Source organism: Pseudomonas sp. NBRC 111143, from assembly GCF_001320965.1.
Lineage (GTDB): Bacteria > Pseudomonadota > Gammaproteobacteria > Pseudomonadales > Pseudomonadaceae > Aquipseudomonas > Aquipseudomonas machongensis.
The window spans coordinates 101,219-117,232 of record NZ_BCBT01000003.1 but is presented as its reverse complement, the minus strand read 5'-3'; the positions used below and the strand labels follow the sequence as shown (position 1 = coordinate 117,232).

Sequence of the window (16,014 nt, the reverse complement as noted above, 5' to 3'; positions counted from 1 at the left end):
AAGTCGGAACGGCGGTTCGACGCTCCGACTTGCCCCGCGAATGGCCAGGATCAGACTTCGAGGTAGTCCAGAATCCCTTCCGCAGCAGTACGCCCTTCGAAGATCGCCGTCACCACCAGGTCAGACCCGCGCACCATGTCGCCACCGGCGAAGACTTTCGGGTTGCTGGTCTGGTGCTTGAACTTGCCCTTCTCAGGAGCCACCACGCGGCCCTGGCTGTCCATCTGGATACCATGCTGTTCGAACCAAGGCGCCGGGCTCGGGCGGAAGCCGAAGGCGATCACCACGGCGTCGGCCGGAAGGATCTCTTCGGAGCCCGGGATAGGCTCGGGGCTGCGGCGGCCACGGGCGTCTGGCTCACCGAGACGGGTCTCGACCACCTTGACGCCTTCCACCTTGTCCTCGCCGACAATGGCGATGGGCTGGCGGTTGTAGAGGAACTTCACGCCTTCTTCCTTGGCGTTCTTCACCTCTTTGCGCGAGCCAGGCATGTTGGCTTCGTCGCGACGATAAGCGCAGGTCACGGCCTTGGCGCCCTGGCGGATGGAGGTGCGGTTGCAGTCCATCGCGGTGTCGCCACCGCCGAGCACAACGACCTTCTTGCCCTGCATGTCGATGAAGTCTTCCGGCGACTTCTCGAAGCCCAGGTTGCGGTTGACGTTGGCGATCAGGAAGTCCAAAGCGTCGTGCACGCCCGGCAGATCTTCACCCGGGAAACCGCCTTTCATGTAGGTGTAGGTGCCCATGCCCATGAACACTGCATCGTACTCGGCGAGCAGTTGTTCCATGGTGATGTCCTTGCCCACCTCGGTGTTCAGGCGGAACTCGATGCCCATGCCGGTGAAGACTTCGCGGCGATTGCTCAGCACGGTCTTTTCCAGCTTGAACTCGGGGATGCCGAAGGTCAGCAGGCCACCGATCTCGGGATTCTTGTCGAACACGACCGGCGTTACTCCGGCACGCACCAGCACATCGGCGCAGCCCAGGCCCGCAGGGCCGGCACCGATGATCGCAACGCGCTTGCCGGTTGGCTTGACCTTGGACATGTCCGGGCGCCAGCCCATGGCGAAGGCGGTGTCGGTGATGTACTTCTCCACCGAGCCGATGGTCACTGCGCCGAACCCGTCGTTCAGGGTACAGGCACCCTCGCACAGGCGGTCCTGTGGGCATACGCGGCCGCACACTTCCGGCAGGGTGTTGGTCTGGTGCGACAGCTCCGCTGCCGCCAGGATGTTGCCTTCGGACACCAGCTTCAACCAGTTGGGGATGAAGTTGTGTACCGGGCATTTCCACTCGCAATAGGGGTTGCCGCAGCCCAGGCAGCGGTGTGCCTGCTCCACGGACTGCTGCGGCTTGAAGGGTTCGTAGATCTCGACGAACTCCTTCTTGCGCTGGCGCAGCAGCTTTTTCTTCGGGTCCTTGCGGCCCACTTCGATGAACTGGAAGTCGTTGCTCAGACGTTCAGCCATTTTTCAAAACCTCTCAACAGCAGCTGCAAGCTACACGCTGCAAGCCGCAAGACGATCACTTAAGCCGGACGAACCGCACGCTGCCTCGACGTGCAGCGTGCAGCTCGCCACTTGCAGCTGCTCTTACTGCGGGTTGGCACGGGTGCTGGACAACAGTTGCTTCAGATTGGCCGCCTTCGGCTTCACCAGCCAGAAGCGCCGCACATAGTCGTCCAGGTTCTCGGAGAGCTCACGCCCCCACTCGCTGCCGGTTTCTTCCACGTACTCGCCCAGGACGCGCGCCAGGTGGCTGCGGTAGGCCTCCATCGCCTCACCACTGATACGCTGGATTTCCACCAGCTCGTGGTTGAGTTTGTCGAAGAAGGTGTTGTCCATGTCGAGCACATAGGCGAAGCCGCCCGTCATGCCAGAACCGAAGTTGTAACCGGTCTTGCCCAGAACGCAGACAAAGCCGCCGGTCATGTATTCACAGCAGTGATCACCGGTGCCCTCGACCACAGCGTGGGCGCCGGAGTTACGCACAGCGAAACGCTCGCCCGCGGTACCGGCGGCGAACAGCTTGCCGCCAGTGGCGCCGTACAGGCAGGTGTTGCCGACGATGGCGCTGTGCTGGGTTTCGAACGGACTGCCGGCTGGCGGCACGATGGTGATCTTGCCACCGGTCATGCCCTTGCCGACGTAGTCGTTGGCGTCACCTTCCAGGTGCAGGTTCAGGCCACCGGCGTTCCATACGCCGAAGCTCTGACCCGCCGTCCCCTTGAAGCGGAAGGTGATCGGGTTAGCCGCCATGCCCTGGTTGCCATGCAGGCGGGCGATCTCGCCAGAGATACGCGCACCGATGGAACGATCGCAGTTGCAGATGTCGAGGGCGAACTCGCCACCGGCCTGGTCGCGGATCGCCGGCAAGGCCATCTCGACCATCTTCTCGGCCATCTCGCCCTTGTCGAACGGCGGGTTCTTGTCGACTTCGCAGAATTGCGGCTTGTCGGCCGGAATGTGCGAGCTGCCCAGCAGCGGCGTGAGGTCCAGGTGGTGCTGGCGCTCGGTGTCGCCCGGCAGCACTTCGAGCAGGTCGGTACGACCGATCAGCTCGCCGAGGCTGCGTACACCCAGCTTGGCCAGCCACTCGCGGGTTTCTTCAGCGACGAAGGTGAAGAAGTTGATCACCATGTCGACAGTGCCGATGTAGTGATCCTTGCGCAGCTTGTCGTTCTGGGTGGCGACGCCCGTGGCGCAGTTGTTCAGGTGGCAGATGCGCAGGTACTTGCAGCCCAGGGCGATCATCGGCGCGGTACCGAAGCCGAAGCTCTCGGCGCCGAGGATCGCGGCCTTGATCACGTCCAGGCCGGTTTTCAGGCCACCGTCGGTCTGCACCCGCACCTTGCCGCGCAGGTCGTTGCCACGCAGGGTCTGGTGGGTTTCGGCCAGGCCCAGTTCCCACGGGGCGCCAGCGTACTTGATCGAGGTCAGCGGCGAGGCGCCGGTGCCACCGTCGTAGCCGGAGATGGTGATCAGGTCGGCATAGGCCTTGGCCACACCGGCAGCGATGGTGCCGACACCGGCTTCGGCCACCAGCTTGACCGACACCAGCGCCTGCGGGTTGACCTGCTTGAGGTCGTAGATCAGCTGCGCCAGGTCTTCGATCGAATAGATGTCGTGGTGCGGTGGCGGCGAGATCAGGGTCACGCCCGGCACCGCGTAGCGCAGCTTGGCGATCAGGCCGTTGACCTTGCCGCCTGGCAACTGGCCGCCCTCGCCGGGCTTGGCGCCTTGGGCCACCTTGATCTGCAGCACTTCGGCGTTGACCAGGTATTCCGGGGTCACACCAAAGCGGCCGGTGGCCACCTGCTTGATCTTCGAGCTCTTGAGGGTGCCATAGCGGGCCGGGTCTTCGCCGCCCTCACCGGAGTTGGAGCGCGCGCCCAGGCGGTTCATCGCCTCGGCCAACGCTTCGTGGGCCTCCGGCGACAGCGCGCCCAGGGAGATACCAGCGGAGTCGAAGCGCTTGAGGATCGCGTCCAGCGGCTCGACCTGATCCAGTGCCAGGGCCTGATCGGCCACCTTGACCTTGAGCAGGTCGCGGATCATCGACACCGGACGCTGATCGACCAGCGTCGTGTATTCCTTGAACTTGGCGTAGTCGCCCTGCTGCACTGCAGCCTGCAGGGTGTTGACCACGTCCGGGTTGTAAGCGTGGTATTCACCGCCGTGGACGAACTTGAGCAGGCCGCCCTGCTGGATCGGCTTGCGCGCGCTCCAGGCCTCGGCCGCAAGCAGCTTCTGGTCGCTCTCCAGGTCTTCGAAACGCGCACCCTTGATACGGCTGGACACGCCCTTGAAGCTCAGGCCGACCACTTCGTCCGACAGGCCGATGGCCTCGAACAGCTGCGCGCCACGGTAGGACGTGATGGTCGAAATACCCATCTTCGACAGAATCTTCAGCAGGCCCTTGGAGATGCCCTTGCGGTAGTACTTGAACACTTCATCCAGATCGCCCAGCACTTCGCCGGTGCGGATCAGGTCGGCCAGCACTTCGTACGCCAGGTACGGATAGACAGCCGAGGCGCCGAAGCCCAGCAGCACGGCGAAGTGGTGCGGGTCGCGGGCGGTGGCGGTTTCCACCAGGATGTTGCTGTCGCAGCGCAGGCCCTGCTCGGTCAGGCGGTGATGCACCGCACCAACGGCCAGCGAAGCATGTACCGGCAGCTTGCCCGGGGCGATGAAGCGGTCGCTCAGCACCAACTGGGTCTTGCCGCTGCGCACCGCTTCTTCGGCCTGGTCGGCGATGTTGCGAATGGCCGCTTCAAGGCCGACATCCTGCTCGTAGTTGAGGTCGATCAGGTGACGGTCGAAGCCTTCGCGCTCCAGGGCCATCAGCGAGCGCCACTTGGCTGGCGAGATCACCGGCGAGCTGAGGATCACACGGGAGGCGTGTTCAGGGGATTCCTGGAAGATATTGCGCTCGGCGCCCAGGCAGATTTCCAGGGACATCACGATGGCTTCGCGCAGCGGGTCGATCGGTGGGTTGGTCACCTGGGCGAACTGCTGGCGGAAGAAGTCGTACGGCGAGCGCACACGCTGCGAAAGCACGGCCATCGGCGTGTCGTCGCCCATCGAGCCGACCGCCTCCTGGCCTTGTTCGCCGAGCGGGCGCAGCACCTGGTCACGCTCCTCGAAGGTGACCTGGAACATCTTCATGTATTGCTTGAGCTGGTCAGCATCGTAGCTGGCCACGCCCTGGTCGTCGGTCAGCGTCGCCTGGATGCGGGTGGCATGCTGACGCAGCCAGCGCTTGTAGGGGTGGCGCGACTTGAGACGGTTGTCGATGGCGTCGGTGTCGAGGATCTGACCGGTCTCGGTGTCCACGGCGAAGATCTGGCCTGGGCCAACACGGCCCTTGGCGATGACGTCCTCGGGCTTGTAGTTCCACACGCCGATTTCCGAGGCGAGGGTGATGTAGCCGTTCTTGGTGGTCACCCAGCGCGCCGGACGCAGGCCGTTGCGGTCGAGCAGGCACACGGCGTGGCGGCCTTCGGTCATGACGATACCGGCCGGGCCGTCCCACGGCTCCATGTGCATGGAGTTGTACTCGTAGAAGGCGCGCAGGTCGGCGTCCATGGTCTCGACGTTCTGCCAGGCTGGCGGCACGAGCATGCGCACGCCACGGAACAGGTCGATGCCGCCGGTGACCATCAACTCGAGCATGTTGTCCATGCTGGAGGAGTCGGAGCCGACACGGTTGACCAGCGGACCGAGTTCTTCCAGATCGGGGATCAGGTCGTTGGCGAACTTGGTGCGACGGGCCATGGCCCAGTTGCGGTTGCCGGTGATGGTGTTGATCTCGCCGTTGTGGGCGAGGAAGCGGAATGGCTGCGCCAGCGGCCATTTCGGCAGGGTGTTGGTGGAGAAGCGCTGGTGGAAGACACAGATGGCGGTCTGCAGGCGCTCATCGCCCAGGTCCGGATAGAAGGCGGTGAGATCCGCCGGCATCATCAGGCCTTTGTAGATGATGGTCTTGTGCGAGAAGCTGCAGATGTAGTGGTCGGCGTCATGGGCGTTGGCCACGGACGAACGGCGACGGGCACTGAACAGCTTGATGGCGAATTCCTGGTCGGTAAGACCTTCACCACCGATGAACACCTGCTCGATCTGCGGCAGGCGCTCAAGGGCCAGGCGACCGAGCACGCTGGTGTCGATCGGCACTTTGCGCCAGCCGACCAGTTGCAGGCCGGCAGCGAGGATCTCGCGGTCCATGTTGGCGCGCGCAGCCTCGGCTTTTACCGGGTCTTGATTGAAGAACACCATGCCGACGGCGTACTGCTTGGGCAGCTCGGCGGCGAAGTGCTCCAGGGCCACGGCACGCAGGAACTGATCGGGCTTCTGCATCAGCAGGCCGCAACCGTCACCGGTCTTGCCATCTGCGTTGATCCCACCACGGTGGGTCATGCAGGTCAGGGCCTCGACGGCAGTTTGCAGAAGGTGGTGACTCGGCTCGCCCGTCATGTGGGCGATCAGGCCAAAACCACAGTTATCCTTGAACTCTTCGGGATGGTACAGACCTGTTTTCATAGACACTTTCTCACCAGGTTCGCCTCTCAACCAAGGCAAATCTCTTTTTAGTACAACCACTTACCATCCACGCCGATCGAATGCCAGCTTTTTTGCGGTGGGTATAGGGAAACCATTGTTGCACAGCGACAGGGAAGCCCACAAATTTTCACGACGAATCGTTGAAAGTTTATGTCGCATTTTTGAATGTTTTTGCGTCATGCGCCGTGGTAGCGGCTTGAGCAGAGTCTGAAGCGTTTCAGCCGTGACTGCAACAGAAGGCTTGTGGCCGGCAGTCTGGGACAGAAAAGCCTGCCGCGCATCAGCACAGCAGGCTTTGTCGAGTCCGGGATTCGCTCAGCAACTGGGCGGCGGGGGTGGTGCCGCCCGGAAGGATCAGCGGGCCGTGGCCAGCTCTTGTTGAACGCTGCCGACGGTACGAGGCCAAGGTTTACCAGCCTGGACCTTCGCTGGCAAGTTCTTGATTGCCGCAGCTGCGGCATCGCGGCTGCTGAAGTTGCCGTAGGTCACCACATACAGCGGCTTGCCCTGCAGGGTTTTCTTGAAGTAGCGATAGTCGCCACCCTGTTCCCTGACGAACGATTGGGCAGCGGATTCATTGCTGGTACCGAACACCTGAACCACATAGTTGCCCGGCTTCTGGCCGCTGTACCAGCCGCTGTTGCCTGCGCCACCGGTGGCGGGTTTTTCGGCAGGCTTGGCAGCGGGCTTGGCGGTCGCCACCTGGGTCGGCGCCGGCGCTGGCTTGGCGGCAGGCGCAACCGGCTTGACCGGCTGGGTTGCGACAGGCTTCTGCACAGGCGCAACCGGCTGGGCCGGAGCGGGTGCAGGACCGGCGGCGACACCTTGGGGCGGCGCAGTCGTGGTGACGGTAGGAGGAACGGCAGCAGAGGGCGCTGAAGGCTGCAGTGCAGTATCACCAGCAGGGCCCGCCTCGTCGCCATCTCCCATGCCTGCAGCCTGGGCCAGCGGCTCACGCATGACCGGCTGCGACTGCCCTACCAGCGGCAGTGGCATGGGCTGCGAAGAACCGGAGAATTCGACGGTCGGTCCGCCATTGCCCGACTGCCCCAGCGGCAACTGGGCCTGGGCCGCAGGTGCTTCGGTCGGCGCCTTGTCCCCTTTCTTGGGCATCAGGACCGCGGCCGCGACAGCGACCACAACGACAGCGGACAACGCGAGCACATGTTTCTTAGGCATTTTGAACCCCATGGATGGTCGCTTTTCCGTACTGCGGGTAGCGATCATGGCTTCGATCAAGGTATCGCGGGCGACCTGGTTGATGTTTCCTGGCCAGCCGTCGGAGTTTTCGTGGATATCGGCGATCTGCTCGGCGCTGAATACTTCAAGGCCCCGGCCAGCACCTTCCAGGCGCTGCTCCAGATACTCACGAGTCTCTTCTTCACTGTAGGGGGCGAGCTCGATGATGTGGAAGCGCTCTTCCTCGACACTGAGTTCGTCCAACCCGGCAATCAGCGAAGGTTCACCGAACAGGAACACATGCGGGCGCCCTTCCGGAACGCCTGCCGCCAGCTCCAGCAACGCTTGGAGTGCCGACTCGTCGAGTTGTTCCGCATCGTCCACCAGCAGATAGACTTCCTGCCCGGTCAACGCCAGCTGGACGACCTGGGAAAGGATTGCCTGCACTTCCGGCTGGGCGACGTTCAGCGCCTGGGCCACTTGGCCCAGCACGCTGGCAGCATCGCTTGCGCCACGCGCGGAAACGACCACGCTCTGCACCGACTGCTTGTTGGTGCTGGCCACCAGGGCCTGGCGCAGCAGGGTCTTGCCGCTGCCAAGCGGGCCGGTTACCACCAGCATCAGGTGGCTGTAACGCGCCAGGTGATGCAGTTGGCCCAGCACCGGCTTGCGCTGGGCAGGGAAGAACTTGAATCCGGGCACCCGAGGTGCGAACGGATCGTGACTCAACTGGTAGTGATCGAGGAACGCCTCATCGGCATGCAAACTGGTCATTGCGCTGTCACAACCTCAAAGCTGCGCCACGATCGCGCGGTAATCCGCTGCAAGCGTGGCCTGAAGAATCTCTTTCGGATAGTCGTCGGTGATTACGGCCTCGCCCATCTGGCGCAACAGCACCAGGCGCAGGCGTCCGTCGAGCACCTTCTTGTCGACCGCCATATGTTCCATGAAATGCGCCGGGGTCATTTCCTGTGGAGGCACCACCGGCAAGCCTGCATCCTGCAGCAGGCGAATTCCGCGATCACGCGCCGACTGGTCGATCCAGCCCAAACGCATGGACATCTCCAGGGCCATGACGGTCCCGGCAGCGACGGCCTCGCCATGCAACCATACCCCGTAACCCATGTGGGTTTCGATGGCATGACCGAAGGTGTGGCCGAGGTTCAGGGTGGCGCGCACGCCAGACTCACGCTCGTCGGCACCGACCACGGCCGCCTTCGCCGCGCAGGAGCGGCGGATGGCTTCGGTCAGGGCCACGGAATCGAGCCCGCGCAGGGCTGCCATGTTGTCTTCCAGCCAGCCGAGGAATGGCTCGTCGCAGATCAGGCCGTACTTGATCACTTCGGCGAGGCCCGCCGACAACTCGCGGGCTGGCAGGGTGCGCAGGCTGGTGGTGTCGATCAGCACCGCGTTGGGCTGATAGAAGGCACCGACCATGTTCTTGCCCAGTGGGTGATTGATGCCGGTCTTGCCACCAACGGACGAATCCACCTGGGACAGCAGCGTGGTCGGCACCTGGATGAAGTCGACGCCGCGCTGGTAGCAGGCCGCGGCAAAGCCGGCCATGTCGCCGATCACCCCGCCGCCCAGCGCGACCACAGTGGTGCGCCGATCATGGCGGGCCGTGAGCAGGGCATCGAAAATCAGCTGGAGGGTTTCCCAGTTCTTGTGGGCTTCGCCGTCAGGCAGCACCACCGGCAGCACCGACCAGGCGCCGAGTGTCTTGCTCAACCGCTCGAGATACAGGGGCGCGACGGTTTCGTTGGAGACGATGGCGACCTGCCGCCCGGCAATGTGCGGCGCCAGCAGCTCGGGCTGGTCCAGCAGGCCCTCGCCAATGTAGATCGGATAGCTACGTTCGCCCAGATCGACCTTCAATGTCTGCATGTATCCCCACAATATGCTTTGGCGCGGCCTTGCCTGAGCGGCCAGCGCGGTAACGTTCAACGTCGCCCCGGCGTTGGTCGCCGAGGATAGTCCCGGCTCAGCGGGGCGGCAACTGCTGCAAACGCTCGAGAATGTCGAGCACTACCATGCGCGGCGGCCGTTCGTCGGTTTCCACCACGAGGTCGGCGATTTCGCGATAGAGCGGGTCACGCGTTTCCAGCAACGCACGCAGCGTGGCTTCCGGGTTGGCGGTCCGCAGCAGTGGACGGTTGCGATCACGTGCGGTACGGCCGACCTGCTGTTCCACCGAGGCATGCAGGTAGATGACACGCCCGCCCCTGTGCAACGCCTTGCGATTGGCCTCGCGCATCACTGCGCCGCCACCTGTTGCGACAACCACGCCGTCGAGCTCGCAGAGTTCGGCAATCATCGCCTGCTCACGATCACGAAAGCCCGGCTCGCCTTCCTTGTCGAAGATCCACGGGATGTTGGCGCCGGTTCGCAGCTCGATTTCCTTGTCGGAATCCTTGAACAGCAGGCGCAGCTCTTTGGCCAAAAGGCGCCCGATGGTGCTCTTACCGGCGCCCATGGGCCCTACAAGTATCAAATTTCGCACAGAATCAACGACTCACAGCAATCGCCCGGTCACTCATGATACGCGGAGTCAGGAAGACCAGCAGCTCAGATTTTTTCTCTTGTAATACATCGCGTCGAAACAGCCGTCCAACATACGGCAGATCGCCAAGAAATGGCACCTTGTCCACTACATTGTTATGCGACGTCGAGTACACGCCACCAATCACAATCGTCTCGCCATCGGCCACGCGCACCTTGGCATTGACCTCGTTCTTGCGGATCGGTGGCACGTCGTTGAGGGCATTGACGTAGTCCGGCTCGTCCTTGGTCACCCGCACCGCCATGATGACCTTGCCATCCGGGGTGATCTGCGGCGTGACCTCCAGTGACAGCGATGCCTCGCGGAAAGCCACCGAGGTGGCGCCGCTCTTGCTCGACTGCTGGTACGGCACTTCGGTGCCCTTGAGAATCCGTGCGGTTTCCTTGTCGGCAGTGACCACCTTGGGCTGGGAGATGACCTCGCCATTGCCGCTTTTCTCCATGGCACTGAGCTCCAGATCAAGCAGCACATCGCCGCGCACCACCCCTACGCCCACGCCAGAGGTCACCCCCTGCGCGCCAAGATCGACAAACAGCTCACTGCCTGACCGCGCTGGCATACCGCCCAGCTGTGCGCCCCAGCGAATACCGAGCGCATTCTCGTAATCGACGTTGGCCTCGACGATCCGAGCCTCGATCATCACCTGGCGCACCGGCACATCCAGATCCGCAACCAGTTGCCGCAACTCAGCCAGGCGCGCGGCCGACTGGGTGGCTATCAGGGTGTTGGTCCGCGAATCCACGCTCAAACTGCCGCGCCCTGCCGCAGGTTCGTCATCCGCGAGGCTCTCCAACAATAGTTTCGCCAGGTCGGACGCATCGGCATGATGAATCGGCAGCAACTCCCGATGCAGCGGCTGCAACTGCGCCTCGAGCGCCTGGTCGATGCGCGCCTCGCGCGACTGCTCGGCGAGCTCTGCGGCGGGGGCGACCAACAGCACATTGCCCTCCTCACGCTTGGCCAGCCCGCGGCTGCGCAACACCAGCTCCAATGCCTGATCCCAGGGCACCTCGTGCAGCCGCAGGGTGATATTGCCCTGAACCGTGTCACTGGCCACCAGGTTGATGCCGGTATAATCGGCGAGCAACTGCAGCACTGCCCGAACCTCGACGTCCTGGAAATTCAGCGAAAGCGGCTCACCTTTGTACAGGGGCTCCGCCATTGCCCGTAGCGTCAGCAGCATCGCCACGACGCCGATCAGCAGTCTTTTCACGTTCGCTCCTTGCGCCTGCGGGCCGGCTCAACGTCAGGTAGCTCGAGCGCTCTTGCCACTCGCCACCGTTGAACAGCCGCTCCCTGATCTCGACCTGATCCTGGTCGACCTTTATGACTTCACCCTCTTCACGCCCCAGGCGCTCCCCCTTGGCAACCCGGTAAACACGCCCGGCCCAGCGCACCAGCGCCTGGGATTGCCCCGCGCGGGACAGGCTGCCCACCATCTCCAACTGCTCCAGCGGCACCCCCGCCAACCCCTCCGTATGCCGACGCGACGACCAGGCTGCAAATGGGTCCAGCGCGGGCGTCCGACCGAGGGGCCGAGCGGGCTCATCGGCCAGCGAAGCCGGCATTGGCAGCGCCTCGCCAGCATGAAATGCCTGCACCCACACATGAAGCTGCAGCAACCCCGGCCGTTCTGTTGCAGGCTCCAACTGCAAACGGGTCACCCGCAGCAGGCGCAACTGGCCCAGCCACTCGTCCAGCCAGGGTCGCAGGGCGGCATAGCGCCCACTCACCTGCATCTGCAAGGGCACCTGGCGGTAACCCGGCCCCTCGACCTCTTCCTCCACGTCGAGGCGCTCGAAGACCAGGCCGTAGGTGCGCCCCGACACGGCCAACTGGTCGAGCAGATCGCTCATGCCCTCGCCGCCCGACAATCGCCAACGCGCATCCCGCAGCCGCTTCGCCTCGCTCGCCAGCGCCACCTCGGCGTCATCCAGCGCCAGAACCTGTTGCTCCCGCGCCTGCAACAGCGTCCGCTGCTCGACTTCGCTCGCCACGCCTTGACGGTGGGCAGCGCGCACCTCCTGCAGACGGAACTGATAGCCGCAGGCAAGCACCAGCGACACGCCAATGACTACAACCGCGCCCCTGTACATACGCGAGCGCCCCGCCATCTCGTGCCAGACGAGCATCTCAGCGATACGCATGTTCAGGAGGCCACCACCCGGGCCACGAGTGAGAACGCATCGCCACCGGCCCGCGCCAAGACGTGCTTGAGTTCAAGGTCCAGGAGTATCGGCGAGCGCTGCAGGTCGCGCATGAACTGGGCCAGCACCGCAGGAGAAACCGCTAGGCCATTGATCTGCAGCCGGTCGCCCTGCACGTCCAGGCGGGTCAGTTGCATCCCATGCGGCATCGCCAGTTCGATCTCGATCAACAGCTGCGGTACTCCTTGCTGCGAGGAGCGCAACGCGCCAAGCGCATCAACCTGCCTGCGCAGGCCCGTGTGCGCCTCACGCAACTGTTCCAGGCGTGCCACTTGCCCATCCAGCGACTGCAGCTGTTGCTGACGCTGCAATCCGGCAGCTGCTTGCTGCTTCAGGCGCAGGTGGGCGAACCGATCGACCAGCATGACCACGACAAACGCTGCGAACAGACTGCCCAGAAACACCAGCCTGAAGTTGCGCAGCTCCACCAGACGCTGGCGCTCACGCCATGGCAGCAGGTTCAGGCGCAGGTTCATTGCGTACCTCCCAGGGCGAGGCCGAGGGGCAGGACCATGGCGCCGCAGCGGTCTGGCAGCGAAGCCGCATGGACCCGCTGCGGACAAACCCACTCACAGGGGAATCCGAAATGCCGCGCCAGCGACCGCACGCAAGCGTCCGTCGCCGCCCCGCCGCCGACCATCAACCCTGCGCTCAGCTCGAACGGAGGATCCCCCTCCAGCAAGCTCTCGAGATGCGCCAGAAACTCGGTCGAACCCACGCCAGGCTCGATCCTCTGCGCCTTTCGCCAAGGTAGAGGTCCATCGGGCCAGCCATGCAGGGTCAGGCTGTCGGCCTCGACCTGCAACAGCGGCCGACAGCTGTCGCTGGCCTGCAAACGACGCAGCGCCAGACTGTCCACCTCGACGGCAACCACCTCCAGGCCTGCCGCCTCGAACGGCTGCAACAGCGGCGCCAGGACGCTCTGGCGAGCGGCCCCGACCAGCACATCGAGCATGTGGGGGGCCTGCTGGGAAATGCCCAGCACCTGAAAGTCCAGGGCCAGATCGTCAATCGGGAAAGGGAAAAGGCGCTCGGCATCGGCAAGCAGATGCGCTTCTCGTTCAGGCTCCGCCAATGCGGCGGGCAACTGGCCCACCTTGCAAATCACCTGCGAGCCCGGCACCGCCAACGCAACCCGTCGAGACCGGCTGCCACAACGGCGCCACGCCTGACGCAGGGCCATGGCCTGCACCTCGGTATCGCCACCACCCCGCAAAGCCCCCCGGATTGGCTCGACCACCCAGGCAGCCACCTCATGGCGCCCTCGTCGCCGCTGCAACTCAAGAATCCTCACCGAATCGGAGGCAATTTCCACCCCCAATACTGAACCGGCATCCCTGCCAAAGCGTCCAAGCATCGCTGCTCCTTTTCATGAACGTGGCAAACCCTTGCCATCCGGGGCGATTGCGCCCATTGCCCCGACCGACCGATGACCCGGCGGGGCGAAAATGCTTATAATGCCCAGCGTTTTTCCCCGTCCGCCGGGCCTGCGTGCACTCCACTTCTCAACCTGGACACCCAAAAGCCTTGATACGCCTGCTGAAGTTCTTCTGGTGGTCTTTCGTCGCCGTCATCTGCGCGCTCGTGCTCGGTCTGAGTGGTGCGTTTCTGTATCTTAGTCCCAGCCTGCCTTCGGTCGACTCGCTCAGAAGCATCCAGTTGCAGATCCCCCTGAGGGTGTACAGCAGCGACGGCAAACTGATTGCCGAGTTTGGCGAAATGCGCCGCTCGCCAATCCGTTTTGCGGAAATTCCCCCACAGTTCATCCAGGCGCTTCTGTCAGCCGAGGACGACAATTTCCTCAATCACTACGGGGTCGACCCGAGCAGCCTGATGCGCGCTGCGACCCAACTTGTGAAGTCTGGTCATATCCAGACCGGCGGCAGCACCATCACCATGCAGGTGGCGAAGAACTTCTTCCTCACCAGCGAGCGCAGCTTCTCGCGCAAGACCAACGAGATCCTCCTGGCGCTGCAGATCGAACGTGAGCTGACCAAGGACGAGATCCTCGAGCTGTACGTCAACAAGATCTACCTGGGCAACCGCGCCTACGGCATCGATGCCGCCGCGCAGGTGTACTACGGCAAGTCGATCCGTGATGTCAGCCTGGCGCAGATGGCGATGATCGCCGGCCTGCCCAAAGCCCCTTCGCGCTTCAATCCGCTGGCCAACCCGGTGCGTGCCAAGGAGCGCCGCGACTGGATCCTCGGCCGCATGTACAAGCTCGGCAAGATCGATGAGGCGAGCTACCAGGCCGCCCTCGCCGAGCCGCTGAACGCCAGCTATCACGTACCGACACCTGAGGTGAATGCACCGTTCGTCGCCGAAATGGCGCGCGCCGAGATGGTCGGCCGCTACGGCAGCGATGCCTACACCGAAGGTTTCCGGGTCACCACGACCGTGCCCAGCGACACGCAGGAAATCGCCAACAAGGCAGTCCTCAACGGCCTCTCCCAATACGACGAGCGCCATGGCTACCGTGGGCCCGAAGCGCGCTTCCCGGGCAAGACCCGCGCCGCCTGGCAGCAGGAACTGGGCAAGCAACGCACCCTCGGCGGCCTGGAGCCGGCCATCGTCACCCAGGTGGACAAGACCGGGCTGAAGGTCATGACGCGCGGCGGCCAGGACGAAGACGTGGCCTGGGACACCATGAAGTGGGCCCGTCCGTTCATCAACAGCAATGCCCAGGGTCGCGCGCCTCAGTCGCCGGCCGATGTCGCGCAGATCGGCGACCTGGTGCGCCTGCAACGCCTGGACGACGGCAAGCTCAAGTTCAGCCAGGTGCCGGGCGCCCAGAGCGCACTGGTCACGCTTGACCCGAACAGCGGTGCAATCCGCGCCCTGGTCGGTGGCTTCTCGTTCGAGCAGAGCAACTACAACCGCGCCATGCAGGCCAAGCGCCAGCCAGGCTCCAGCTTCAAGCCCTTCGTCTATAGCGCCGCACTGGACAACGGCTATACCGCCGCCAGCCTGGTCAACGACGCACCGATCGTGTTCGTCGACGAATACCTCGACAAGGTCTGGCGTCCGAAAAACGACACCAACACCTTCCTCGGTCCGATCCGCATGCGTGAGGCGCTGTACAAGTCGCGCAACCTGGTCTCGATCCGCCTGCTCCAGGCGATGGGGGTCGACCGCACCATCGACTACATTGCCAAGTTCGGCTTCAACAAGCAGGACTTGCCGCGCAACCTGTCGCTGGCACTGGGTACCGCAACGCTCACCCCGATGGAAATCGCCACCGGCTGGAGCACCTTTGCCAACGGCGGCTACAAGATCAACCCCTACCTGATCGAGCGCGTCGAAAGCCGCAACGGCGAAACCCTGTTCACCGCCAACCCGGCGCGCGTTCCCCAGGGCAATCAGGACCAGGCCGGAATCGCCGCGCCCGAAGAGCCGATCACCACGCTCCCGCAGCCGGGCACCGCACCTTCGGCACTGGGCCAGATCGCCCCGCCGCCGCAGACGCCGGCCATTGCCGAGCGCATCGTCGATGGCCGTACCACCTACATCCTGACCAGCATGCTGCAGGATGTGATCAAGCGTGGCACTGGCCGTCGCGCCCTGGCCCTGGGCCGCAGCGACATCGCGGGCAAGACCGGTACCACCAACGAATCCAAGGATGCCTGGTTCTCCGGCTACAACGCCGACTACGTGACCACGGTCTGGGTCGGTTTCGACCAGCCTGAAACACTTGGTCGCCGAGAATATGGCGGCACCGTTGCACTGCCGATCTGGATGGACTTCATGGGCCCGGCACTCAAGGGCAAGCCTGAACACGCACCGGCAGAGCCGGAGGGCATCCTCAGCCTGCGCGTGGATCCGGTCAGCGGTCGCGCGGCGACACCAAGCACGCCGAACGCCTACTTCGAGCTGTTCAAGGCCGAGGATTCACCACCATCGGTAGACGAGCTGGGCAACGGCTCAGCACCAGGCAGCCCGCTGCCGGCCGATGAGGCGGCGCCAATGGATCTGTTCTGAGTAGCGATCTGATCCTGTAGCAGCG

10 protein-coding genes are annotated in these 16,014 nt (G+C 63.8%); 1 reads left to right on the top strand and 9 read right to left on the bottom strand.

Annotated features, from left to right (window positions below; genetic code table 11):
• Positions 1-50: 50 nt before the first annotated feature.
• The 9 genes from APH44_RS02915 to pilM form a co-directional block, all read right to left on the bottom strand.
• Positions 51-1,469, bottom strand: coding sequence for an FAD-dependent oxidoreductase (locus APH44_RS02915; RefSeq protein ID WP_054891194.1), 1,419 nt, complete (start codon positions 1,467-1,469; stop codon positions 51-53).
• 123 nt (positions 1,470-1,592) lie between these two features.
• A complete protein-coding gene (gene gltB, locus APH44_RS02910; protein ID WP_054891193.1) occupies positions 1,593-6,038 on the bottom strand; it encodes a glutamate synthase large subunit in 4,446 nt (1,481 codons plus the stop codon).
• 375 nt (positions 6,039-6,413) lie between these two features.
• Positions 6,414-8,012: an AAA family ATPase gene (locus APH44_RS02905; protein WP_054891192.1), complete on the bottom strand. Its 1,599-nt coding sequence runs from the start codon at positions 8,010-8,012 to the stop codon at positions 6,414-6,416.
• 15 nt (positions 8,013-8,027) lie between these two features.
• Positions 8,028-9,125, bottom strand: coding sequence for a 3-dehydroquinate synthase (gene aroB, locus APH44_RS02900; protein WP_054891191.1), 1,098 nt, complete (start codon positions 9,123-9,125; stop codon positions 8,028-8,030).
• Between the two features lie 97 nt (positions 9,126-9,222).
• Positions 9,223-9,741, bottom strand: coding sequence for a shikimate kinase AroK (aroK, locus tag APH44_RS02895; protein ID WP_054891190.1), 519 nt, complete (start codon positions 9,739-9,741; stop codon positions 9,223-9,225).
• 4 nt (positions 9,742-9,745) lie between these two features.
• Positions 9,746-10,984, bottom strand: coding sequence for a type IV pilus secretin PilQ (locus APH44_RS02890; RefSeq protein WP_082430639.1), 1,239 nt, complete (start codon positions 10,982-10,984; stop codon positions 9,746-9,748).
• The gene (locus APH44_RS02885; protein ID WP_054891188.1) at positions 10,938-11,948 is read right to left on the bottom strand and encodes a pilus assembly protein PilP; all 1,011 of its coding nucleotides are present in this window, start codon (positions 11,946-11,948) and stop codon (positions 10,938-10,940) included. The genes APH44_RS02890 and APH44_RS02885 overlap by 47 nt, the downstream gene beginning before the upstream one ends.
• A gap of 2 nt (positions 11,949-11,950) precedes the next feature.
• On the bottom strand, positions 11,951-12,484 hold the full coding sequence (locus tag APH44_RS02880) for a PilN domain-containing protein (protein WP_054891187.1): 534 nt from the start codon (positions 12,482-12,484) through the stop codon (positions 11,951-11,953).
• Positions 12,481-13,365, bottom strand: a complete 885-nt coding sequence (gene pilM / locus APH44_RS02875; RefSeq protein ID WP_054891186.1) for a type IV pilus biogenesis protein PilM — start codon at positions 13,363-13,365, stop codon at positions 12,481-12,483. The genes APH44_RS02880 and pilM overlap by 4 nt, the downstream gene beginning before the upstream one ends.
• Before the next feature lie 173 nt (positions 13,366-13,538).
• Here pilM and APH44_RS02870 point away from each other — a divergent pair, with 173 nt between their 5' ends.
• Positions 13,539-15,989, top strand: coding sequence for a penicillin-binding protein 1A (locus APH44_RS02870; RefSeq protein WP_371264424.1), 2,451 nt, complete (start codon positions 13,539-13,541; stop codon positions 15,987-15,989).
• Positions 15,990-16,014: the final 25 nt, after the last annotated feature.